At 54.2% G+C, this 20937-nt stretch carries 20 protein-coding genes; 11 read left to right on the top strand and 9 right to left on the bottom strand.

What is annotated here, in order from left to right:
* The first annotated feature begins 36 nt into the window (after positions 1-36).
* Positions 37-1158 carry an oxidoreductase gene (locus BUE18_RS19340; RefSeq protein WP_073477873.1) on the top strand — a complete coding sequence of 374 codons (1122 nt, stop codon included), beginning with the start codon at positions 37-39 and terminating at the stop codon, positions 1156-1158.
* 1383 nt (positions 1159-2541) lie between these two features.
* Here BUE18_RS19340 and BUE18_RS19335 read toward each other — a convergent pair.
* The 6 genes from BUE18_RS19335 to BUE18_RS19310 form a co-directional block, all read right to left on the bottom strand.
* The gene (locus BUE18_RS19335) at positions 2542-3357 is read right to left on the bottom strand and encodes an SDR family oxidoreductase (protein ID WP_073477828.1); all 816 of its coding nucleotides are present in this window, start codon (positions 3355-3357) and stop codon (positions 2542-2544) included.
* A 337-nt stretch (positions 3358-3694) separates the two neighbouring features.
* A complete protein-coding gene (gene msrB / locus BUE18_RS19330; protein WP_083611156.1) occupies positions 3695-4774 on the bottom strand; it encodes a peptide-methionine (R)-S-oxide reductase MsrB in 1080 nt (359 codons plus the stop codon).
* Positions 4775-5033: 259 nt separating this feature from the next.
* On the bottom strand, positions 5034-5477 hold the full coding sequence (locus tag BUE18_RS19325; protein ID WP_073477827.1) for a thioredoxin family protein: 444 nt from the start codon (positions 5475-5477) through the stop codon (positions 5034-5036).
* 28 nt (positions 5478-5505) lie between these two features.
* Complete coding sequence (gene arfB / locus BUE18_RS19320) at positions 5506-5928, bottom strand: alternative ribosome rescue aminoacyl-tRNA hydrolase ArfB (protein WP_073477826.1); 423 nt, start codon at positions 5926-5928, stop codon at positions 5506-5508.
* 97 nt (positions 5929-6025) lie between these two features.
* The gene (locus BUE18_RS19315) at positions 6026-6250 is read right to left on the bottom strand and encodes a hypothetical protein (RefSeq protein WP_073477825.1); all 225 of its coding nucleotides are present in this window, start codon (positions 6248-6250) and stop codon (positions 6026-6028) included.
* Positions 6251-6365: 115 nt separating this feature from the next.
* A complete protein-coding gene (locus tag BUE18_RS19310; protein WP_073477824.1) occupies positions 6366-7523 on the bottom strand; it encodes an iron-containing alcohol dehydrogenase in 1158 nt (385 codons plus the stop codon).
* Between the two features lie 176 nt (positions 7524-7699).
* Here BUE18_RS19310 and BUE18_RS19305 point away from each other — a divergent pair, with 176 nt between their 5' ends.
* The 5 genes from BUE18_RS19305 to BUE18_RS19285 all read left to right on the top strand — a co-directional run bounded on the left by BUE18_RS19305 (position 7700) and on the right by BUE18_RS19285 (position 14464).
* Positions 7700-8512: a M48 family metallopeptidase gene (locus BUE18_RS19305; RefSeq protein WP_073477823.1), complete on the top strand. Its 813-nt coding sequence runs from the start codon at positions 7700-7702 to the stop codon at positions 8510-8512.
* 68 nt (positions 8513-8580) lie between these two features.
* Positions 8581-9813: a molybdopterin molybdotransferase MoeA gene (locus BUE18_RS19300; protein ID WP_073477822.1), complete on the top strand. Its 1233-nt coding sequence runs from the start codon at positions 8581-8583 to the stop codon at positions 9811-9813.
* A gap of 55 nt (positions 9814-9868) precedes the next feature.
* Entirely contained in the window at positions 9869-11794 is a 1926-nt protein-coding gene (locus BUE18_RS19295) for a molybdopterin biosynthesis protein (RefSeq protein ID WP_073477821.1), read from the top strand.
* Between the two features lie 2 nt (positions 11795-11796).
* Entirely contained in the window at positions 11797-13566 is a 1770-nt protein-coding gene (locus BUE18_RS19290; RefSeq protein WP_073477820.1) for an aldehyde ferredoxin oxidoreductase family protein, read from the top strand.
* A 94-nt stretch (positions 13567-13660) separates the two neighbouring features.
* Positions 13661-14464 carry an enoyl-CoA hydratase-related protein gene (locus tag BUE18_RS19285; RefSeq protein ID WP_015949410.1) on the top strand — a complete coding sequence of 268 codons (804 nt, stop codon included), beginning with the start codon at positions 13661-13663 and terminating at the stop codon, positions 14462-14464.
* 420 nt (positions 14465-14884) lie between these two features.
* Here BUE18_RS19285 and BUE18_RS19280 read toward each other — a convergent pair whose 3' ends face one another.
* The gene (locus tag BUE18_RS19280; protein WP_073477819.1) at positions 14885-15610 is read right to left on the bottom strand and encodes a 4Fe-4S double cluster binding domain-containing protein; all 726 of its coding nucleotides are present in this window, start codon (positions 15608-15610) and stop codon (positions 14885-14887) included.
* A 209-nt stretch (positions 15611-15819) separates the two neighbouring features.
* Between BUE18_RS19280 and BUE18_RS19275 the strand changes: the two genes are divergently transcribed.
* The gene (locus BUE18_RS19275; protein ID WP_073477818.1) at positions 15820-16188 is read left to right on the top strand and encodes a hypothetical protein; all 369 of its coding nucleotides are present in this window, start codon (positions 15820-15822) and stop codon (positions 16186-16188) included.
* 23 nt (positions 16189-16211) lie between these two features.
* Here the strand turns inward: BUE18_RS19275 and BUE18_RS19270 are convergent, their stop codons facing one another.
* Positions 16212-17597 carry a TetR/AcrR family transcriptional regulator gene (locus BUE18_RS19270; protein WP_073477817.1) on the bottom strand — a complete coding sequence of 462 codons (1386 nt, stop codon included), beginning with the start codon at positions 17595-17597 and terminating at the stop codon, positions 16212-16214.
* Between the two features lie 329 nt (positions 17598-17926).
* On the opposite strand from BUE18_RS19270, the gene BUE18_RS19265 reads away from it, so the two are divergent.
* Positions 17927-18358, top strand: coding sequence for a DUF1499 domain-containing protein (locus tag BUE18_RS19265; protein WP_083611155.1), 432 nt, complete (start codon positions 17927-17929; stop codon positions 18356-18358).
* 147 nt (positions 18359-18505) lie between these two features.
* Positions 18506-18961: a DUF3795 domain-containing protein gene (locus BUE18_RS19260; protein WP_073477816.1), complete on the top strand. Its 456-nt coding sequence runs from the start codon at positions 18506-18508 to the stop codon at positions 18959-18961.
* A 394-nt stretch (positions 18962-19355) separates the two neighbouring features.
* Here BUE18_RS19260 and BUE18_RS19250 read toward each other — a convergent pair whose 3' ends face one another.
* A complete protein-coding gene (locus BUE18_RS19250; protein WP_073477814.1) occupies positions 19356-19901 on the bottom strand; it encodes an REP-associated tyrosine transposase in 546 nt (181 codons plus the stop codon).
* Positions 19902-20186: 285 nt separating this feature from the next.
* Here BUE18_RS19250 and BUE18_RS19245 point away from each other — a divergent pair, with 285 nt between their 5' ends.
* Both BUE18_RS19245 and tnpA read left to right on the top strand, forming a co-directional pair.
* Positions 20187-20663 carry a hypothetical protein gene (locus tag BUE18_RS19245; RefSeq protein ID WP_073477813.1) on the top strand — a complete coding sequence of 159 codons (477 nt, stop codon included), beginning with the start codon at positions 20187-20189 and terminating at the stop codon, positions 20661-20663.
* Between the two features lie 44 nt (positions 20664-20707).
* Positions 20708-20937, top strand: a 230-nt coding sequence (tnpA, locus tag BUE18_RS19240; protein ID WP_425290529.1) for an IS66 family insertion sequence element accessory protein TnpA, incomplete at its 3' end; no start/stop codon positions are given.

Below are 20937 nucleotides of genomic sequence, written 5' to 3'. Positions count from 1 at the left end.
CTGATAAATCACGCCTACAAAACGAAAGGAGCAGCCATGCACTCCCGTTTGTTCTCCGGATTAAAAATAGGAAGCCTGGAGCTGGACAACCGCGTTGTCATGCCCCCCATGTACGTGGGATACGCCAAGGAAACCGGCGAGGTTTCCCAGATGGTCCTGGACCACTACTCCCTCATGGCCCAAAGCGGGGCCGCTATGATCGTGGTGGAAAGCACCTCCATAGACCACCCCATGGCCGGAGGAGGCGCCAGAACCCTCCGGGCCGATGACGACTGCTTTCTGGACGGCCTGGAAAAGCTGGCCGAGGCCATCAAATCCCAAGGCGCCGTCGCCGCCATCCAGCTTAATCATGCGGGCCGGTTTGCAGCGGCGACCAATCCCTTGTCGCCCACCAATATAGACACCTTCGGCCTGGGCCGCATTTACAAGGAAATGGACAAGGACGACATCGCCCGCGTGGGCGACAAGTTCGCCGAAGCGGCCCTCAGGGCGAAAAAAGCGGGATTCGACGTGGTAGAGCTTCACGGCGCCACGGGCTATCTGCTTTCTCAGTTCATATCCCCCTGGGTCAACCGGAGAACCGACGAATACGGCGGCTCCCTGGATAACCGCATGCGCTTCGGCCTGGAGGTTCTGAAAAAGGTCAAGGACGCCGTGGACGACATGCCCGTGGGCTTTCGCTTTATGGCGCACGAATGGCTGCCCGAAGGCCTGGAGCTGGTGGACTCCCTGCCCTACGCCCGGGCTTTGGAAAAGGCGGGCGCAGCTTATCTGTCGGTTTCGGGAGGCTCCTGGGAATCCTTCATGGTTCCCGATGTGCTGATCAAATCCATCCAGCCCTGCTTTATGGTGGATCTGGCCGCAGCCGTGAAAAAGGAAGTGGAGATCCCGGTGATCGCGGCGGGCCGCATCCAGGAAGGCGCAGCCGCGGAACGCATTTTGCTGGAAGGCAAGGCCGACCTCATAGGCCTTGCCAGGCCCTTGTGGGCGGATCCCGACTGGCTGAAAAAGGTCCGGGAAGACAGGGAGGACGAAATCATCCCATGCAGCCCCTCCTGCGGAGACACCTGCATGCAGCTTGTCATGAGCTTCAAGCCGGCCTATTGCACCCAATGGTCCAAGGAAAAACGCGCAGAGTGGAAGGCTAAGTTTGAATAAAATTTGAAAAAATTGGAATGACATTCCATTCCGTGGGTTCCGTGGTTAAAAGAAATTGAGACGCTGGATTCCCGGCAGAGACATTCGGGAATGACGGGCGCATTTCAGGGGACGATTTCAGGGGACGGACGATTTTAGGGGACGTCTCTGATTTCAGGGGACATCTCTCATTAACTCAATAACTCATTATCTACCTGAAATAGCGTAAAATTTAATCATTACCCAAAGCTGTTATTGGGCGATTTTCTGCAAAAAATTTCTTTATTGGGCATCAAGCGCTATTTGTTTATGAACTGCAGGACGACCCAGACATCCCATAACCACCCCCCGAATAAACAGCTAACAACGCTGCCTGGGACGCCTAAAAAAGCAGGGCAAGCCCTGGAGCTACATTGTTTATTATTCATGGACGGCTAAATTTGATCCATAGGGATGAAAGACATCAAATCACGGAAAGCACGGAAGGCGCGGAAATATTCCATTCCCTGTTTTCCGTGTTTTTGGGGACATCTCTCATTAACTCAATAACTCATTATCTACCTGAAATAGCGTAAAATTTAATCAGTACCCAAAGCTGTTATTGGGCGATTTTCTGCAAAAAATTTCTTTATTGGGCATCAAGCGCTATTTGTTTATGAACTGCAGGACGACCCAGACATCCCATAACCACCCCCCGAATAAACAGCTAACAACGCTGCCTGGGACGCCTAAAAAAGCAGGGCAAGCCCTGGAGCTACATTGTTTATTATTCATGGACGGCTAAATTTGATCCATAGGGATGAAAGACATCAAATCACGGAAAGCACGGAAGGCGCGGAAATATTCCATTCCCTGTTTTCCGTGTTTTTGGGGACGTCTCTCATTAACTCAATAACTCATTATCTACCTGAAATAGCGTAAAATTTAATCAGTACCTAAAGCTGTTATTGGGCGATTTTCTGCAAAAAATTTCTTTATTGGGCATCAAGCGCCATTTGTTTATGAACTGCAGGACGACCCAGACATCCCATAACCACCCCCGAATAAACAGCTAACAACGCTGCCTGGGACGCCTAAAAAAGCAGGGCAAGCCCTGGAGCTACATTGCTCATTATTCATTGACGGCTATATTTGATCCGCAGGGCTGGAAGTCATCAAAGCATGGAAAGCACGGATATTGCGGAAATATTCCATCCGTGTTTTCCGTGTGTTCCGTGGTTAAAAAAAGAAAAAATTACGATGCTGGATTCCTGATAGAAATGTTCAGGAGTGACGGGCGGGAGGCTCCAGGTTTTCCGACAGAAACGCTGGGAAATGCCGGACATGGCGCCGGCCTATAAAGACAAAAAGCCCGTTTCGCTTTTTCTTGCGAAACGGGCTTTTTGTATTCTAGTCCGCCGGACCTTAATGGACCCGGCCTCGAAACTCGTCCATGGAGCTGGTGACTCCCAGATGAACCGCCAGAAAATCGATCACGGCGGTGGGGAGAACGCGCAAAAGAGGAATGGTATGGGTGAAAGGAGGCATTTTAAGCATGGTCTTGCCTTTTTTCACGGCTGTTACGACCCGTTGGGCCACCTCGTCCTCCTTGAGGATGGGCAGCAGGAAGCTGTACCGGGTTTTTACGCCGTCAAACATGCCGGTATCCGTGAAAAAGGGGCATACGCAGGTGGTTCCCACGCCCTTGACGCCGTTTTTACGCAATTCCAGGCGAATGGCCTCGTCAAAGCCCACGTTGGCGAACTTGGAGGCGCTGTAATCCACCAGGGAGTTCACGCCGATCCAGCCCGCCGAGGAGGACATGGTGACGATGTGTCCGTGGTCGGCTTCTATCATGTCGGGCAGAAAGGCTTTGACGGTCCAGAAATGCCCCAGGACATTCACGGACAAGGTTCTTTCCAACTGCTCGTCTTCGCAATCCAGGAAGGGCTTGCCCGAGACGACCCCCGCGTTATTCACCAGGACGTCCACTTTTCCCATTTCCTTTTTCACGGTTTCCGCCAATTCGTAAACCTGATCCCGATCCGCCACGTCCACGGTGTAGGCCTTGGCCTCGGCGCCCATCTCCCTGGCCTCGGCCGCGGTTCTTTCTATCCCCTCCCTGGTGGTGGCCAACAGGGCCAGGCGGCTGCCCTCCCTGGCGAAACTGTGGGCCATTTTCCGGCCGATTCCTCTTCCCGCTCCGGTGATCAGTACCAACTGTCCCTTCAGATTTTTCACTGCCTACCTCCTGGCGCCAATCAGCCTTAGAGCCGAATGACCTGAAAAACGGTGGAAATAATGTTTTGGCCGCCATGCTTCCCGATTTTTTCCCTGCGATTTATCAGGCGTTCACCGGCGGCTCATGATCTTCCATTTAGTTTTTCAGGATTTTATCCAAAAGAAAAGGGAAAAACAAGTAGCAAGATTGCTTTTCCCTTCAAAAAGGCGGAGATATGGCGGAAATGTTGAGACAAATTGTCCCAGAGGCTGCTGCGGGTCCTTTTGGTTCCGCCCGGCCCCTTAGGGGAGCCGGGCGTCAAAAGGAGGCGTAAGGAGCTGAAAAAACGAGGAAGTTCTATTCCTCCGAAATTCCGAAATGCTTGAGGTATTCTCCGTACCCCTCTTTTTTCAGGTCCGTGACGGGGATGAAGCGCAAAGCCGCCGAGTTGATGCAATAACGCAGTCCGGTGGGCGGAGGGCCGTCATCGAACACGTGGCCCAAATGGGAGTCCCCGTGTTTGGACCGCACCTCCGTGCGGGTCATGAACAGGCTTTTGTCTTCCACCTCCACAATATTATCCGGCTCCAGGGGCTTGTAATAGCTGGGCCAGCCCGTTCCCGAATCGTATTTTTCCGCGGAGCTGAACAAAGGCTCGCCGGATACTATGTCCACGTAAATTCCCGGCTTTTTGTTGTCCCAGTATTCATTTTTAAAGGGCGGCTCGGTGCCTTCCTTTTGGGTGACCTTGTATTGCAGGGGAGTCAGGCGCTTTTTCAAAACGCCGTCTCCGGGTTTGGAATACTTGCCGGAGGTTTTGTTTTCAGGGGGAGCTGCATCCTTATCCCAAACCTTTTCCAGGTACTTGTCCCGGCCTGAGTTGGAACGGTAAATCTTGTAGCGAAAGGGGTTCTTTTTAAAATAGTCCTGATGGTAATCCTCGGCCGGGTAAAACACGCCCGCCTCCCGGATTGGGGTGATCACAGGCTTGTCGTAGCGGCCGGACTCATCCAGGGCTTTCCTGGATCTTTCCGCGGCAAGGCGCTGTTCTTCCGAATGGTAGAATATAGCCGTGCCGTATTGTTGGCCCCGATCCACAAACTGGCCCCCTCCGTCCGTAGGGTTGACCTGCCGCCAGAACACCTCCAGCAACTGCTCGTAGCTCACCTTGTCCGGGTCGAAAAGGATCTCCACGGACTCCAGATGCCCGGTGACTCCGGATGACACCTGTTCATACGTGGGGTTTGTCACGTCTCCGCCGGTGTAGCCGGAGATGACGGCTTCCACGCCCTCTATTTGCTCGAAAGGCTTCTCCATGCACCAAAAGCATCCCCCGGCGAAAGCGGCCTTTTGGAGGCGCCCCTTAGCCGCTGTAGGGCCGGGGCCGAACGCCAGGAGCATCGCCCCTGCTAATATGATGGTCATTAAAGTATTCATGGGCCGCTCCTTTTTTTTGTTTGGCTGCCTGAGTTTTCTTATATGTTGCTCCGTCGTACAAGGTAAAAATAATCATTATCATTTATTTGTCACGAATAAAGAGCGGCGGCGGAAAAGAGCTTGGGGGAACCAGCGCGTTTTTAAGTTTTGTAGAAATAAACCTTGCAAGCCTGGAGAATGAAAAAGGGCTTTCCCGGTTTGGGGGAAAGCCCTTGGCGAAATCATGAAGGTTGGAAAGGGGTTATGGGATAAAAATCCGTCAGGAGGAAAAGCGGTCTCCGAAGGCGTTCATCATTTTGATGAAATGCTCGGGAGTCTGGGGCCCCTGATAGGGCATGGCGCTGGAGCCTGACGGGTTAAGAAAAAAAACGGCGGGGATGTAGCGCACCTTATACTCGCCGGGGCTTTCCTTGTCCTTGTCCACGTTAACGGAAATATTGACGAGCCTTTTGGATGCCTCGCCCACGCTTTTGTCCGCGAACACGTTTTTTTTCAACTCCTGGCATGCGCCGCACCAATCCGCCTCGAACACAAGCATGATGGGCTTGCCCTGTTCCTTGGCCATGGCCATCCCTTGTTTATAATTGTGAACAAAGTCAATCGCCAAGGGCGCCGGGGGGGCCTGCTCGGCGGACTTCTGATCGGAACAGGCGGCCAGGCCCGCCAATGCGGCGAGAACCAGAATAATGATGTAACGTTTCATTCCAACACACTCCTGTTAATATTAAGGATCAATCCCAGGAAGATACCTTTCCCCGGAACTGCTTTTTGCGGGACCTCTTCTTTTTCGAGTCCAGCCGGCGCTGCCTGGAGGCCAGGGTCGGCCTGGTTTTCTTCCGGACCTTGGGTTTGCGGCAGGCCAGATCAATGAGCCGGACCAGCCTTTCCAGGGCTTCTTCCTTGTTTTTCAGCTGGCTCCTGGTTCCCCGGGAGTCAATCAACAAGACGCCTGACGCCGAAATCCTGTTATATGCAATCTTTTCCAACCTGGCCCTGACGTCCTCGGGAAGGGACGGGCTGTTGGCGACGTCAAACCGCAACTGGACGGCGGTGCTGACCTTGTTCACGTTTTGTCCGCCGGGGCCTGAAGACCTGACGAACTCGTAGTCAATCTCCTCTTCGTTAAGGCTTACTCGGTCGTTTACTATTATCATGCTTAGTTCGGCTTAACAGCCTGAAAACTCCTTATATTTATGAGAAACGAAGGCATTGAACCGATTTTGCAAAAGATCGAAGCCTTCCGGAACCCGGCTAATCTTCAAGAATTATATCCATATTGTCTTTTTGCGCTTGCTGGTGCTCTCCAAAACTTTTTGAAATGGAGTTCGCCTTGTTCATGGCGCCTGTTTTCATGTCCTGTGCTGCTTTCACCTCTTTCGCCGGGGCGGGAGGAGGCGTTTTTTCATCATCGTTCCCGGAACAGCCGGCCGCCGCGCCAATCAGCAACAAAGCCGCAAGAACCCGTATACAATTCATAATGGATCTCCCTCCTGATTTTAGATTAATTTCCCTATTAGAATACCATCACCAGACGGAACAAAGCCACCCTTTTCGGTCGGCGGCGAAATTTTGAACAAAATCAATATGAAAGTCAAACACTGGCCCGCACGATGTCCGCAGCTTCAACGGGACCGATCAACCCGCGCTCCCCCAGCTTCGCCTGATCCCTTTCCAGGCCTTTGCGGACCGTTTCCGCAGCCTCGGCGGGGTCGATGTCATAATCCGTTAGTCGGGTGGGCATGCCCATTTCGTTGAAAAAGCATTCGGTTTCTGCAATAGCCCGGTTTACGGCCAATTCCTCGTCCTTATCCTCTATCATCCATATTCTCCGGGCGTATTGGAGGAGCTTTTCCTGCTTGTTCTGCCTTTGATGCCGCAAAAGCCAGCACAAGACCACCGCAATGGCCTCTCCATGGGCCAGGCCGTAATGCACGGTCAACTCGTGCCCGATCCGATGCGTGGCGAAATCCGTGGGCACGCCGCACTTCAAGAGCCCGTTCAACGCTTGGTTGGCGCACCACATAAAACCGGCGCGGGCGTTGTAATCCTGCTTTTGGGCCAGGGTTTTGGGGCCTACTTCCAGAAGAGTCAGGAGCACGGCCTCGGCCTGCCTGTCCTGGAGCGGGGCCTGGACCGGATAGGTGAGGTATTGCTCCAAAACGTGGATGAAAGCGTCCACCACGCCGTTGCGCACCTGCTTGTCCGGCAGGGAAAAAGTGACCTCCGGGTCCATGACCGCAAATTTGGGAAAGAGCTTGTCCGCGTGAAACACGATCTTTTTTTCTTCGGTCTTGCGGGAAACCACGCCGATATTATTGGTTTCGGAGCCGGTGGCGGGCAGGGTCACGACCACGCCCAGCGGCAGTGCGTCCGTCACCTTGGCCAGCTTGGAGCAAATCTCCCAGGGATCGCCGGCGGTGTATTTGCTGGCCGCGGCGATGAACTTGGTTCCGTCCATGATGGAGCCTCCGCCCACTGCCAGCAAAAAGGAAGGCTCTTCCTTTTTAACCATGTCCACGGCTTGCATCAGGACGTCGTACTCCGGATTGGGGGAGATTCCCGAAAATTCCACCACCTCGCGTTTTTTCAACGCGTCCATCACCTGATCGTGCACCCCGTTTTTGCGGATGGATTCTCCGCCGGTGACCAGCATGATCTTTCCCCGGGGCGGAACCAGGTTTTTCAAGCGGCTGATGGTTCCTTTGCCGAAAACCACTTTGGTGGGATTGTGATAGTCGAAATTTCTCATGGTCGGACTCCGTGTTTGCTATGTGTGGACATAAGGCTTAAATTGTGACAAGAATTCTCAATTGCAGATCAGCTCCGGCTTGTCAATTGCACCCCTAAAATTATTTGATGCTAACGGGTTACAGTGATATGATTTTTGCATAATTTGTGCATCAATGCAAAATAAGGAGAAATTTCATGCCAGCTCTGAAAAAATCGGTGATCTACTTCCTGCTCCTTTGCCTTAGTTTGGCCTTGGCCGCCTGCTCCACGGTTCCCATTACGGGCAGGTCCCAGCTTTCCCTTGTGTCGCCGGCTCAAATGCAGTCCATGAGCTATTCCCAGTACGATGCGTTTTTGAAAGAACACAAAGTCAGCACGGACAGGCAAAAAACCGAAATGGTCCAAAGGGTCGGCTATCGGATCCAAAGGGCCGTGGAAAGATATTTTGCGGCGGCGAACATGAGCAGCCAGCTGAACGGGTTCCAGTGGGAATTCAATCTCATCGCCGATGATCAGGTGAACGCCTGGGCCATGCCCGGCGGCAAGGTGGTGGTTTATGAGGGCATCCTGGATGTGGCGCAGAATGAAACCGGGCTGGCCGTGGTCATGGGGCATGAAATCGCCCATGTTGTGGCGAATCACGGCGCCGAGCGCATGAGCCAGTCCCTCATGGCCCAGATGGGCGGCATGGCCCTGGACCTTGCCCTGCATGACAGACCCGCTCAAACCCGGGCTTTGTGGCTGCAGGCCTACGGCTTGGGATCCCAGGTGGGCGTGATCCTGCCCTACTCCCGGCTGCACGAGTCCGAAGCGGACCGCCTTGGCTTGATTTTCATGGCCATGGCCGGATACGATCCCGCGCAGGCCGTGGGCTTTTGGCAGCGCATGTCCGCTTCCAGCAAAAACAGCAACAACCTGGAGTTTTTAAGCACGCACCCTTCGGACGCCACGCGTATCGCCAAGATAAAACAGATCTTGCCCGAGGCCCGAAGGTATTACAAAAAATAGGCGAATTTCCGGCCATTGGAGTTTAATGCCCGGCTAATCCGCTTAAGACAGGATGACCCAAATCACTTATGAAAGAGTTTTTTCAGGTAATTTCCATCCGGAAGGTCCTGGACATGGCGGGGAGTTTCCCCCCGGCCGGGACGGAAGAGGTGGAAGTCTTTCAAGCCTGCGGCAGAATTCTGGCCGAAGACATTGTCAGCAAGGATAACGTCCCGGCTTTCGCCCGTTCCACCATGGACGGATACGCGGTGGCCGCCTCCTCCACATTCGGGGCTTCGGAAGGCATTCCCGCCATGCTGGAAGTGGCGGGCCGGGTGGAAATGGGAACGACCCCGGAATTTTCCGTGGGCCCGGGCCAGGCGGCTCTCATGCCCACGGGAGGGATGCTCCCTGCAGGGACGGACTCCGTGGTTATGGTGGAGCACACGGAAATTCTGGATGACAAAACCATCGAGGTATACAAAAGCGTGGCCCCCCTGGGCAATGTGCTGGACGTGGGCGACGATGTGAAAAAGGACGAAGTCGTCCTGAAAAAAGGCGTTCGTTTGAGACCCCAGGACCTGGCTGTTGCGGCCTCCGTCGGGGAGCCGATCCTGTCCGTATACAAAAAGCCTGTGGTGGGAATCGTCTCCACGGGAGACGAGGTGGTTTCCGCGGATCAAGAGCCCGGGCCGGGGCAAATTCGCGACATGAACACTTACGCCCTGGGGGGCTTGTGCCATCAGGCCGGGGCCGAATACCGGTCTTACGGCATTGTGGGGGACGACCCCCAGGCCTTGCGTCAGGCCTGCGAAAAGGCCCTGAACGAGTGCGATATGCTGCTGGTTTCGGGCGGCAGCAGCGTGGGCGCCAGGGATCATACCATCGAAGTGATCGAAGGTTTTGAAAAGTCGGATATTCTGGTGCACGGGGTGTCCATCAGCCCGGGCAAACCCACTATTCTGGCGAAAGTCGGAGACAAACAGGTTTGGGGCCTGCCGGGGCACGTGACCTCGGCCATGGTGGTTTTTCACGCCATGGTGCGTCCTTTCATTCATCATATCGCCGGATATGAAGGCGAGGACGGAGTTAGGTCCGTTCTGGCCAAACTCGCCCGGAACGTGCCGTCCGTGCAAGGCAGGACCGATTATGTGCGGGTTCGCCTGGTTGAGAAGGACGGCGAACTGACCGCCGAGCCCATCTTCGGAAAATCCGGAGTCATCCGCACTATGGTGGAGGCCGACGGATTCATCCAGGTGGATTTGAACGAAGAAGGGCTGGACCCGGGATCCATGGTTCGCGTGGACCTGTTCGACAAATAAGATTAAGGCTTTTTAATCACTATCATTTTTTTGGCCCCAAAGGCCGGAGGCGCTCATGAACAAACGCCATGTTTACCTGAACATGAAAACCCGTGAAGAAGCTCGCAACATCTGGTTAAGCCATTTTGCAGAAAAAGTCGAACTGGCGCATGAGACGATCTCCTCCGTAGACGCCGTGGGGAGAGTTTTGGCGGAGCCGGCCTTCGCCCGCATTTCCACGCCCAACGCGCATTTGGCGGCCATGGACGGCATAGCGGTTCTGGCCCAGGACACATTCGGCGCCAGCGAGACCAATCCCATGGATCTCAAGGTCGGGGAGCAGGCCTTTTACGTGAACACGGGCCATCAGCTTCCGCCCCAGACCAATGCGGTCATCATGATCGAGCAGGTCCAGGTTATCGACGATGACACGGTGCGCATCGAAGCGGCGGCCGTTCCCTGGAATTACGTCCGCAAGGTGGGTGAGGATATTGTAGCCACGGAAATGCTTTTTCCCACCAATCATCTGGTGACGCCCACCTGTCTGGGCGCTTTGCTCACGGGCGGGGTGTTTGAAGTCAAGGTCAAAAAGCAGCCCAAGGTGCTGGTTATTCCCACGGGCACGGAGTTGGTTGACTGGCGCAAAATCTATCCCGAAGAGTTGCAGCCCGGCCGGGTTCTGGAAACCAACTCCTGGGTGATCGGCAAGCTGATCGAGCAGGCCGGAGGAAAGTGGGTTAGAAACACCAGCCTGGACGACGACTTTTTCGTCATTCGACAGGCCGTGGAGCGGGGCGCCACCGAGGATTACGACATGGTCCTGGTGCTGGCGGGTTCCTCGGCCGGGTCCGAAGACCATACGGCCAATATTGTGGACAACCTGGGCGACGTGCTGGTTCACGGCGTGACCATCATGCCGGGCAAGCCCGTGGTTCTGGGCGACGTCAACAACGTGCCCGTGGTCGGAGTGCCTGGGTATCCGGTTTCCGCCATTGTGGTGTTCGACGAGTTCATCCGCCCCATGCTGTGCCATATGCTCGGCCAGCCTGAACCTTTACGCAAAAAAATCATGGTGGAGCCCACCCGGAAGATTCCGTCCAAGCTGGGCCTGGAGGAAATGGTTCGGGTGAAGCTGGGCCGCGTGGGCGACAGAGTGGCCGCCACCCCCCTGCCCCGGGGCGCCGGGTCCATCACCAGCTTTACCGAGGCGGACGGCATCATCCGCATCCCCAACGAAAACGAGGGCCTGCATCCCGGACAGCCGGTGGAGGCCGAACTTCTCCGGTTCAACCGGACCATAGACAACACCCTGGTGGCCGTGGGCAGCCATGACAACACCCTGGATCTCCTGGCCGACGCCCTGCGCAGCCGGGGCGGGTATTTGTCCCTGTCCTCCAGCCATGTGGGAAGCATGGGCGGCCTCATGGCCATGAAAAAAGGCATGTGCCACATAGCAGGCTCCCACCTGTTGGACACGGAAACCGGGGAATACAACATCAGCTACATTAAAACCTATCTGGCGGGCATTCCGGTCAAGCTGGTGCACCTGGTCATGCGGGAGCAAGGCCTGATGGTGGCCAAAGGCAATCCCAAGAACATCCAATCCGTGGAAGACCTCGGCCGGGACGGGGTGCGGTTTATCAACCGGCAAGCCGGTTCCGGCACAAGGGTGCTTCTGGACCACTACTTGAGCAAATTAGGCGTCCAACCCTCCAGCATTAACGGCTACGGAGACGACGAGTTCACCCACATGGCCGTGGCCGCCGCCGTTCAGAACCAAGTGGCCGACGCCGGCATGGGCATTTACGCCGCCGCCAAAGCCCTGGAGCTGGATTTTGTGCCGGTTATCACCGAGCAGTACGATTTGATCATTCCCGAAGGCATTTTTGAATCTGAAAAAATCACCATTCTTCTGGAAACCATTCGCTCCGATGCGTTTAAAAAGCGGGTGGACGCCCTGGGAGGCTACCACACCGAGCGCACCGGAGAAGTGCTGATGTAGCCATGTTCGGTTTTCACGGAAAAATTCTGTTTATCGATCTGAAAAGCCGATCTTTCCGGATTGAAAAGCCCGATCCTGACGTCCTGGCCGCCTGCCTGGGCGGCAAGGGCCTGGGCTCTTACCTCTTATACGAGCATAACCCGCCTCATTGCGACCCGCTTGGGCCGGAAAACAACCTGATTTTCACATGCGGACCCGCGACCGGCTCCCTGATCTGGGGAGGATGCCGGTACGGAGTCTTCACCAAAAGCCCCCAGACCGGATTTTACAGCGAATCCTATGCCGGCGGCCGCGCTCCCGAGGCCATGGACGCCGCCGGATACGACGCCGTCATTCTGCAAGGCCAGTGCGCGGCGCCCACGGTTTTGGAAATCGAGCCGGGCGGCGTACATTTTCACGATGCTTCGAACCTCTGGGGCCTGGACGCCATCTCAACGGAGGAAAAAGCCCTTGAAATCGCCGCGGGCAAGGCCGGAAAAAAAGGCGCTCTCGCCATCGGCCCGGCCGGAGAAAACCTGGTTTCGTTTGCGGTCATTGAAAACGACAAGTGGCGCAGCGCTGGCCGGACAGGCCCCGGAGCGGTCATGGGGTCCAAGAAAGTCAAGGCCATGGTCTTTTGGGGCGGCGCCAAGAGGCCCATGGCGGACCCGGCCCGGCTTCGGGATTTCTCCAGGGATTACGCGGCGGAATCCAAGGAAAACCCCTCGGTCCAGGCCTATAAATCCAAAGGCACGCCCATGATGGTGCAGGTCTTGAACAAGGCCGGCGCCTTTCCCACCCGATACTGGAAGCAAGGTTATTTTGAAAACTGGGAGAAAATTTCCGCCGAAGCCTTGCACGAAAAATGCCGGGTGACTCCCGCGGCCTGCGCCAAATGCTTCATGGCCTGCGGCCGGCGCGGAACCTTGCTGGACGGCCCCCATAAAGGTCTGACCGTAGAAGGCCCGGAATACGAAACCATTTACGCCTTCGGCGGCTTGTGCGCCATCGACTCCATTGAGGAAATCGCATTTTTGAACCATTTGTGCGACTCCCTTGGCATGGACACCATCACCAGCGGCAACCTGTGCGCCTTCACCATGGAAGCCGTGGAGCAAGGCCGCGCCAAACTGCCCGTCCGCTACGGCGACGCCCAGGGCGCGGCCGACCTTCTGCGGAAAATTGCACGGCGTGAGGGAGCGGGCGACTTCCTGGCCAAGGGAATCGTTCACGCCGCCAAGGAATGGGGCATGGAGGACCAGGCCGTCCACGTCAAAGGCCTGGAGCCCGCCGGGTACGATCCCCGCGTGCTCAAAGGCATGGGGTTGGCTTACGCCACTTCGCCAAGAGGCGCTTGCCATTTGCGGTCCACCTTTTACAAGGCCGAGCTCTCCGGCATGTCCCGACCGGATGAATTGGAGGGCAAGGTAGAGTTGTACGTCGACTTTGAAGACAGGCTCACCCTGTTTGACGCCCTGATCCTGTGCCGGTTCTACCGGGATCTTTACCCCTGGGACGCCCTGGGCGACATCGTCTCCATGACCTGCGGCCTGAGTCCGGAAAAAACCAACCTGCAGCAAATCGCCCAAAACATCGCAAACATCGTCCGCCGCTTCAACCTCCGGGAAGGCATGGACCCCGCGATTCACGAAACCCTGCCCAAGGCCTTTTTCTCCCGGGCTCTTGAATCCGGCCAGGTCCTCTCCCGGGACTTTTTCCGGGAGATGCTCACGGAGTATTACCGCCTGCGCGGCTGGACCGATTTGGGATTGTTACGGGATTCCCCCTTCTGACGGATTCCCCCTTGCAAAAATGAATATTTTATATTAATATTCAAATTAGCTCCCCCTCTTCACGGCCTTTATCCAATCAACAAGGAGGAATTCCATGGGTTTGATCTACGAAAAAAGAAACAATATCGCGTACCTGACTTTTAACCGGCCCGAGGCCCGAAACGCCATGGACCCGGAAACCATCCTGCAATTGATCGACGCATGGAAGGATTACGCCGAAGACAAGGAAATGCGCTGCGCCATTCTGACCGGGACCGGGGACAAGGTGTTTTGCTCGGGCGCGGACCTGGGCAAGCTGATCCCCTTGTTCACGGGCGCCAAGCCGGCCGAAACGGACGCGGAAAAAGCCTGCCAGAGCGATCCCATGATCGTGAACAAAGCCATCCTGCGGGAATATCCCTTGTACAAGCCGGTCATCGCCGCCATCAACGGCCACGCCATCGCAGGCGGCATGGAGGCCCTGTACGCCACGGACATCCGCATCGCCGCTGAAGGGGTCAAGTTCGGGCTGCAGGAAGTCAAATGGGCCATTTTTCCGGCCGGAGGGTCGAGCATCCGCCTGCCCAGGCAGCTGCCTTACGCCCGGGCCATGGAAATCCTGCTGACCGGAGAGTTGATGGAGGCGGAGGAAGCCTTGCGTCTTGGCTTTATCAACAAGATCGTTCCCCGGGAAAAAGTGATGGAGGAGGCGGAACGGTACGCCGGTATCATCTGCAAGAACGGCCCCCTGGCCGTGGAAGCCATCAAGAAATCCGTCATAGAAAACCGCGGCAAGCCGTTGTCCGAAGGCCTGCAGAGGGAATTGGAGCTGGCCCTGCCCGTGTTCATGAGCAAGGACGCCCAGGAAGGCCCCAAGGCTTTTAAGGAAAAGCGCGAGCCCAAGTTTGAGGGGAAATAAAGGTCCTGTAAGCGGATAGGCAAAAAGGATCGTGGGTCTCCGCTTGCGGACGATCCTGAAAAATGGATCGCCCTTGCGGGATGTCGACCTACGCCTCCGGCGACGATAATGGATGGCCCAGGCAGAGCAGTATCCTGCCTGGGCGCGCCAGCGCAGCAGGAGCGGCCTTTGGGGGTGATAGAAACCATCGCTCCCTGCGGACGAAAGCCCTACCCACAACCAGACAAAAGCACGGATTCAACCAAATCCATTCGTCCGCCGACCATACCCTCTTTCTGCATTCTTTCCCGGGCGCACCTTTTGTTCCTCGAACCCAGGCAAAAAAAGCCTTGCCTGGGCCACCCTATACAGGCCGCCGGCGTTCTCCGTCATCCCCGTTGCGACGCGTATGCAACCAGTATGATGCATGGCCGCCGGCCGCTACTGCAGCCAGGGCAGGTTTTTGGGATTTTTTCGGCCGAAGGGGCAGGCCTTGATGCAGAATCCGCAAATCCTGGCGCCAATGTTGTCCATGCGGGCGAACTCGGCGGTTTTATCCACGCATTTTTGAAAATCCAGGGCTTGATTCCGGTCTGCATACCGGTCCTTAATTTGCACCCCTTTGATGGCGCCCGCAGGGCAGGCGTCCTTACAGTTGGTGCATTTTCCGCATCGGTTTGCAACAGGGCCGTCCGGTTCCAGGGGGGCGTTGGTCAGCACGGTTACCAATCTGACTCTGGGGCCGAATTTGGGAGTCACCAAAAGCAGGCTCTTTCCCTGCCACCCCAAGCCCGCCATGCGCGCAATCGCCTTATGGCTCAGGGCGCCGCGATAATCCTTCACGTCAATAATCTGGGAAGCGGGAATGGGCAGGCTCCGGTATCCGTCCTGTTCCAGGGAGCCCGCCGCCTTTAGGGCGATCTGATCCAACATCATGTTGGCCGTCTTGTACACGTGATTGTACAAGTCGCTGGGCTTTTTGTGGATAGTTTCGAAAACCATGGACGGTATCTGGACGGCCATGGAAAGGGCGCGGGTAAAAGGCGCCAGCAATGAGGCCGGATAGGTCTTTTCGTCCTTGAATGGGGCGAGATCGGCGATTCCGGCCAGATCGGCGCCCAGTTGCGCGGCCTTGGCTTTGATTTGGAGAGTGTAGTCGTCAGGCATGCCCGGCTCCTTGGATGAAGTTGTGGAGATACACGCATTTAAGGATAGAGGAAGCGGTCAGTCAGGTCAATCTGTGAAAATAATGATTGGATACCAACCAATATTGCATGAGTTTCATGTTATCTGATACAATTACTATCAAACAAAAAACACTTTCAGATATGAAATGTGTTCACATGCTAATGGTCCACAATCCAAGGAGGCAGAGTATGAACAACAAAATTCGTTGCCTTGCTATAGGAATAGCCTTATCGGGTTCTCTTATAGGATGCCTCAATATGCCAACCCCGCCTTCACAAATTACCGGTTCCTATACATCTGGACTTAATTACAAAGATTTTTCGTGTGAAGAACTGGCTGCAGAAGAGGCCTCTTTAGCCAGACGAGAAAATCAATTGGTTACGGCTCAGGAACAACGGATTAAAAGTAGCAAAGTTCAAGCATTTTGGTGGGGGGTTGGAGAGGGAGATGGGGTTGAGGCCTCTGAACTAGCAAACGTCAGAGGGGAAAAGGAAGCCGTTCGCAAGGCTATAGAAGCAAAAGGCTGTAAAAATTCGAATTCTCCTATTGCAGAATAGGCATTTGATTTCTGGGAATTTTTTCAGCTTGCTTTTTGGGCTCTTGGCTTGATCATGCGTTCCAGGACCGGCAGGAGGATGATCATCATGAAATCCTTGACCCACTGTCTGTATTCCTGATCCTCCATGTTCTGGCCCATGATCTGGGTGGGGAAATGGGAGACGCCCAGGCAATTGTATAAAATCAGATACACGCCAAAGGAGAACATCTGGATTTCCTTGTCCGTGGCCCGGCGGATGCCGGTGGATTCACGAAAAGCCTCCTGGGTGGCCAAGTTGAGTTGGGCGAAGCGTTCAAAGCCGGGAATCTCCTCCAACTGATCCAGCTGGGCGATATTCTGCATGAGGCCGTGGAGGGCTGCGGGATTCCGGAAGCAATAATCCATGGCACGGTCAGCGAAGATGGACAGCCCGTCCTCCACCTTCAGGGGGGCAAGGTCTTCCATCCACACATAGGCCTGGGGCAGCAGGTCCTCCATGGTCTGGGCGGCCAGGGCTTCGAACAGCTCGGCCTTGGACGGAAAATAATGGTGAATCAGGGTGAAGTCAAAGCCGCCTTCCTTGCCGATCATGCGGATGCTCGCCGTATTGTAGGGATGGGCGGTGAACACCTTGCGGGCGGCCTCCAGGATTTTTATCCGGGTCTGCTCTCCCTTTTTCAGGCTTTCAATCGGCTGGGCGTGCAACGAGCCGTATGCCCGGCTGCCTTGACGGGGCGGGTTAAGCGGCCAGGTCATGGGCTGCTCGTCCCCGGGCTGGGAAAAAACCAGCTTTTTCAGGGAGGGGTAAAAAAGGAACATCAAAGCGTCTTTGACCCATTGCCTGTATTCGGGGCTTTTGGGCGACATGCCCAGGACCTTGGCATGATAATGAGGCGCTCCCACGCAGTTGAAAATCACCATATGAAAACCCAAAATCCACATGGCGATGTCCCGCCGGCAGGCGTAGGGCGACAACCCGTTGCGGAAAACCTCCTGAATGCCCGCCCAGAACTCCGGGAAAAAATCCAGGCCGGGAAGGTCCGCGACCTTCAGGCCGTGGGCCATGTTCTGCATGACCGTGCGCAAAGCGTCCGGGTGGTCGAACACGTCCTCCACAATCCGCTCCACGGAGGTCCGGAGGCTCTCGTCCATGCCCATGTCCCAGACGCCTTCCATCCAGGTGGAGCTAAGCTCCATGTATTCATCATAAAGCTCCTTGGAGACCGTCATGAACAGGTCCGCCTTGGAAGGGAAGTAATGATGAATCAGCGGATGGTTGAATCCCCCCTCTTTGGCAATGGCCCGGATGCTGGCGGAGGTGTAGGGCCGGCTTGCGAACACCCTTCTTGCCGCGGCGATAATCTTGCTCCGGGTCGCCTTGCCTTTGGTGTAAGAGGCGACTTTTTTCTTTTGAACCTTTTTTGCCATACGTCCCTTTAATATGGACTATACCCTTCTGTCAACGACTAGTGAAATTGTTCACGATCATTGTTTCACGTCCGCGCAACCCGTTGAAAACGGCGGCAAGATTGTAAGAAGGCGGAAGCCCTGAAAGGGCGCGGCTTCCCGGAGTATTCAGAAAATAAAATTCCATTCAAAAAAATGAATTCCTCTAGGGTTCGGCTTTTGGATAAAAGAACGTGCGATCGTTTTTTTTGTTCGAAATTTGGCTTCAAAAATTTGACACAATCCGTTTCGGCGCCATTATTTAATAATAGACCGTCCACACTTAATCTTGCATTTAAAGGAGGCCCACCATGAAATTTGACGCATGGATCATACCCCTGGCCGGGATGCTCATGCTGGCCGGTCCCGGCGGAGCGTCGGCCGGAGACCCTGATATCAATCCGTGCCCTAATTCGCCCAATTGCGTTTCCACCAAAGCGGCGCCTGACGACGCCAAGCATTATATGGACCCTCTTGATTTTTCGGGCGATGGCGCCCAGGCCATCGAAAAGCTGGCGGCGATTATAAGCGCCATGCCCAGGACGGAAATCGTCGCCCAAACGGACAAATACATCCACGCCGTGTTTTCCTCCAAAATTTTCAAGTTCAAGGACGACGTGGAAATCCTGGTGGATGAAGAAGCCAGGCAGATTCACTTCCGCTCCGCCTCCAGAACGGGGTACTCGGATTTTGGGGTGAACAAAAAACGCATGGAAGAGATTTGCGCAAAGTTCAAGCAATGAATTACTCAGACGGCGGCTGATAAAAAAAATCGGCCGCCGCATTAAAAAAAAGCCCCGCTCCCCCAATTGGGGGATGCCCGCACCTCCCCTCCTGATCTAAAAAACGGCGCAGTATGCAACTTTCACCCCAACCAAGGAGAAAGCGCCATGGATTACGCCTTTATGACAGCCCCCTGCGGACTGGATTGCTTTAACTGCATCTACTTCCTCGCCCACGAAGACGACGCGGCCATGGAGGAAGTGAAGAAAATTTCCGAACAATACAACATGACCATAGATGACCTGCTTTGTATGGGATGCCGGGCCCACGACGGAAAGATCCCCGTGCACCGGAAAGCGTTCGGAGAGGGCCACCGATGCGCGTCCTACGAATGCGTCAAAGAGAAAGGGCTTGAATTCTGCGGGGACTGCGACGATTTTCCGTGCGACTATCTCCATCCCTACGCGGATATGTCCACGGAGCTGCCCCACAATTTCAAGGTTTTCAACCTGTGCCTGATCAAACGCCTGGGCGTGGACAAATGGGCCGAAACCAAATCCGCCCAGGTCCGGCATGATTATTTCAATTTGCCCTGGACCCTGGCGAAGAGGGATGAACAATAATGCGGATTAGTCTGGCATGCCGCCGGTTTTATATTAATCCGGCGGCATGCTTGTTTTAAAATGGAGAAACTTCCCCGGATTTTATTTTCCCCTCCTTGATAAGCGGGCTCCTGATGTTGGGTTTTGCGAAAAGAAAATCAATTTTGACCGACTTCTTTGACACCTCCCGCGCGCATACTTTTGGAAGCGCTTTCCAACGCTCTACCCAACCTACACCTCTACTTATAAAACATTGAATATATGCTAAAGTTATTGGGATTGAAGCAATAACGATACGTAGGTTGGGTAGAGCATAGAACAGAGTGAGTTTCGCCTGTATTATTGTACGGATGAAAGCGCCGGTTATGGGCAATCCCTCCCTGCGAAACCCAACAAAACCAAACCCGGTTGACACTCATTCAAGAATATCTTCTTCAAAGGCATAGTCTTTCGGATGCCTTCCCCAAGACTCTGGGTATATCCCTTGACGCACAAAACGATGAAAACTTGAATACTTCCATTCCGCCGGTCGCTCCGCATGCCCGTGCTTTACCGGATTGAAATGAATGTATTCAACGTGCTTCCTATAATCATGGGCGTCTCGAATGGTGTGCTCCCAAAATCTTCGCTGCCAGACGGTTTGCTCCTGCTTCCGAGCCCTGGCGGCGTTGGATTGCGACAAGACCTTTTGTTTTTTACATTCCCTTGTAAATTGGGATTTGATCATCCTCCAGCGCATGGAATAGTTCCGGTCTCCGCCCGGAAGAGTCCAAATACAGTGCAGATGATCCGGAAGAAGGACAAAAGCGTCTATGGAAAAAGGATGCTTTTCCATCACCTGCCGGAACGCCTCGCGTAATAGGCCGCAGTTTTCTAACGAGGAGAAGAGCGGAGCGCGCTGGTATGTGACAAGCGTAAAAAAATAGGTCCCGCCATCCATTTTCACGCGGCGATAGCGCATGACATTTCCTCGAGATTCCTGATCATAAATCAATGAAATATCATATGTTTTTAACATAGTAATGGTCGGGCCATGCAATGTCAATAAAGAGATATTGGGTTGAACTATTCCACCCAAAATGCCGTGAACGAATTGTGCATTAGGACAAAAGCTATGATTGTGAACAAGGCCTTCACCATATACCCCCCTGGATAGACAATGATTTTCATTTTAAAATACATAATTTTATGATAAACAAAACATAATTCATAGCTATTTTTAACCTCATTGAGTCAGGAGTCAATTGTGCCCGCCTGGAAAAAAGGTGTGTTCGATCAGATAAAGGTTTGGCCAGCCTGGATAAAAGGTCTACTCGTCCGGATAAAGGTCCATTTCGACTCGCCAACTTTTGTTCGATGGATGGACATTGTTCTGCTGGCTCTCATCGGTACAGCAATAAGCATATGTTTCAGCAGCTTGCTGTTTAAATTGGGAGGATGGGTATATCCTATTCTTGGTGAAGGATTTATCAGCCAATGGCCTATGGTGTTTTGGGGATTTATTTTAAGTCTTCCTTTACTTTTAATGGTAGCGCCATTCGGTGGAGAGCAACGTTTTGAAATCACCTATGCGTCCTTCAAATACCCTCCGTTAAGGCTGGCAGGAGTGATAGGGTCGGGCCTGTATCTGCTCTTTTTTATGTATGCAGGAACCATTTTTTTCCTGAGCTGGCAGCGCTTTCAGCAACGTAACCGTCTAAACAACCGCATCTTCACGGGTTAATCGGGATGTGGCATAAGAATTTCCATCTTTTGAAAGGAGATTCCATGTCACAAGAAGCCATTTATCCGACGAAGAGCCGAGAAGATCGTTTTTCCGCACCAAGCCAAGACCTGTCCGATCCCAAAGACAAACGCCGGTTTTGGGAGCATCACCTCGCCCAATGCCGCCAGAGCGGTCTCACACAAAAAGCCTATTGCCAAAATCACGGTCTCAAACTCCACCAATTTTACTACTGGAAGAAGCGATTGAGGCAGGACTATGGCAAAGTCTCGTT

This window comes from Desulfatibacillum alkenivorans DSM 16219, assembly GCF_900142135.1.
GTDB classification, from domain to species: domain Bacteria; phylum Desulfobacterota; class Desulfobacteria; order Desulfobacterales; family Desulfatibacillaceae; genus Desulfatibacillum; species Desulfatibacillum alkenivorans.
The sequence above is the reverse complement of the archived record's forward strand: the minus strand, read 5'-3'. Positions and strand labels throughout refer to the sequence as shown.

What these genes read in the sequence shown, in the direction of transcription:
- BUE18_RS19340 (WP_073477873.1), top strand. Translation starts at nt 37, where the DNA reads ATGCACTCCCGTTTGTTCTCCGGATTAAAAATAGGAAGCCTGGAGCTG.
- msrB (WP_083611156.1), bottom strand. Translation starts at nt 4,774, where the DNA reads ATGAATACTTTAATGACCATCATATTAGCAGGGGCGATGCTCCTGGCG.
- BUE18_RS19325 (WP_073477827.1), bottom strand. Translation starts at nt 5,477, where the DNA reads ATGAAACGTTACATCATTATTCTGGTTCTCGCCGCATTGGCGGGCCTG.
- arfB (WP_073477826.1), bottom strand. Translation starts at nt 5,928, where the DNA reads ATGATAATAGTAAACGACCGAGTAAGCCTTAACGAAGAGGAGATTGAC.
- BUE18_RS19315 (WP_073477825.1), bottom strand. Translation starts at nt 6,250, where the DNA reads ATGAATTGTATACGGGTTCTTGCGGCTTTGTTGCTGATTGGCGCGGCG.
- BUE18_RS19310 (WP_073477824.1), bottom strand. Translation starts at nt 7,523, where the DNA reads ATGAGAAATTTCGACTATCACAATCCCACCAAAGTGGTTTTCGGCAAA.
- BUE18_RS19305 (WP_073477823.1), top strand. Translation starts at nt 7,700, where the DNA reads ATGCCAGCTCTGAAAAAATCGGTGATCTACTTCCTGCTCCTTTGCCTT.
- BUE18_RS19300 (WP_073477822.1), top strand. Translation starts at nt 8,581, where the DNA reads ATGAAAGAGTTTTTTCAGGTAATTTCCATCCGGAAGGTCCTGGACATG.
- BUE18_RS19295 (WP_073477821.1), top strand. Translation starts at nt 9,869, where the DNA reads ATGAACAAACGCCATGTTTACCTGAACATGAAAACCCGTGAAGAAGCT.
- BUE18_RS19290 (WP_073477820.1), top strand. Translation starts at nt 11,797, where the DNA reads ATGTTCGGTTTTCACGGAAAAATTCTGTTTATCGATCTGAAAAGCCGA.
- BUE18_RS19285 (WP_015949410.1), top strand. Translation starts at nt 13,661, where the DNA reads ATGGGTTTGATCTACGAAAAAAGAAACAATATCGCGTACCTGACTTTT.
- BUE18_RS19280 (WP_073477819.1), bottom strand. Translation starts at nt 15,610, where the DNA reads ATGCCTGACGACTACACTCTCCAAATCAAAGCCAAGGCCGCGCAACTG.
- BUE18_RS19275 (WP_073477818.1), top strand. Translation starts at nt 15,820, where the DNA reads ATGAACAACAAAATTCGTTGCCTTGCTATAGGAATAGCCTTATCGGGT.
- BUE18_RS19270 (WP_073477817.1), bottom strand. Translation starts at nt 17,597, where the DNA reads ATGGCAAAAAAGGTTCAAAAGAAAAAAGTCGCCTCTTACACCAAAGGC.
- BUE18_RS19265 (WP_083611155.1), top strand. Translation starts at nt 17,927, where the DNA reads ATGAAATTTGACGCATGGATCATACCCCTGGCCGGGATGCTCATGCTG.
- BUE18_RS19260 (WP_073477816.1), top strand. Translation starts at nt 18,506, where the DNA reads ATGGATTACGCCTTTATGACAGCCCCCTGCGGACTGGATTGCTTTAAC.
- BUE18_RS19250 (WP_073477814.1), bottom strand. Translation starts at nt 19,901, where the DNA reads ATGCGCTATCGCCGCGTGAAAATGGATGGCGGGACCTATTTTTTTACG.